At 63.3% G+C, this 1,201-nt stretch carries 1 protein-coding gene and 1 pseudogene; both read left to right on the forward strand.

Annotated features, from left to right (window positions below; translation table 11 throughout):
- On the forward strand, positions 1–802 hold an 802-nt coding region (locus tag I5M_RS12200), incomplete at its 5' end, for an ABC transporter substrate-binding protein (RefSeq protein WP_022721665.1).
- A gap of 175 nt (positions 803–977) precedes the next feature.
- Positions 978–1,201 (forward strand): annotated as a pseudogene (locus tag I5M_RS12205) (ABC transporter permease); the annotation flags it as partial.

A 1,201-nucleotide genomic window follows, 5' to 3' on the forward strand; every position in this document is an offset into this window, starting at 1 on the left:
GAACCAGGACTTCGCCGAGATGACTCGCGACGGCAAGGTCAAGGTGATCTCGCTGCCGATCTCAAACGGCATCCAGTATCTCGGCATGAACGTCAGCAGGCCGCCGTTCGACAATCCGAAGGTTCGTGAGGCGGTCGCCTATGCGGTGCCGTATCAGAAGATCGTCGATGCGGTGATGTTCGGCCTCGCCAATCCAATGTTCGGCGCCGCCGCCGACAAGGCCACCGAGGTGAAGTGGCCGCAGCCGACCAAGTACAACACCGACATCGCCAAGGCCAAGGCGCTGATGGCCGAGGCCGGCCATGCAGACGGCTTCGAGACCACGCTGTCGTTCGATCTCGGCTCCGCCGGCGTCAACGAGCCGATGTGCATCCTGATCCAGGAGAGCCTGGCGCAGATCGGCATCAAGTGCACCATCAACAAGATCCCGGGTGCCAACTGGCGCACCGAGCTGAACAAGAAGGTGATGCCGCTCTACGTCAACATCTTCTCGGGATGGCTCGATTACCCCGAATACTTCTTCTATTGGTGCTACCACTCGGGCAATTCGGTGTTCAACACCATGGCGTACAATTCGCCGGAGATGGACAAGCTGATCGACGGCGCTCGCACCGCCGCCGCGACCCACGACACCGCGGCCTACGACAGCGACGTCAAGGGCTTCGTCGACCTGGCCTTCAAGGACATCCCACGCATCCCGCTGTACCAGCCCTATCTCAACGTCGCGATGCAGAAGAACGTCAGCGGCTTCCAGTACTGGTTCCACCGCCGGCTCGACTACCGGTCGATGGTGAAGAGCTGAGCGTGGGCACGACGCCCCTCCTCTCCCTCTCCCGCTTGCGGGAGAGAGTCGGGGTGGAGGCGATGCGCGCACTGTGCTCGCGGCCCCCGACCCCTCCCCGCAAGGGGGAGGGGAGCAGGCCGCGAAGCGTATCAGCTCCGTTCCCCTTCGCGCTAATCACTAAGGGTATGACCGCATGCTCACCCTGATCGCCAAACGGCTGATGTTCGCGATCCCGAGTCTGATCGGGGTGGTGATCGTGACATTCCTGCTGACGCGCGCCCTGCCCGGCGATCCGGCCGCTTACTTCGCGGGGCCCGCCGCCAGCAAAGAGGCGATCGAGCAGATCCGCCACAAGCTGGGGCTCGACAAGTCGCTGCCCGAGCAGTTCGTCCGCTACACGACCGAGCTTGCCCAGGG

The organism is Rhodopseudomonas sp. B29 (assembly GCF_000333455.1).
In the GTDB taxonomy this organism is placed as follows: Bacteria; Pseudomonadota; Alphaproteobacteria; order Rhizobiales; family Xanthobacteraceae; genus Rhodopseudomonas.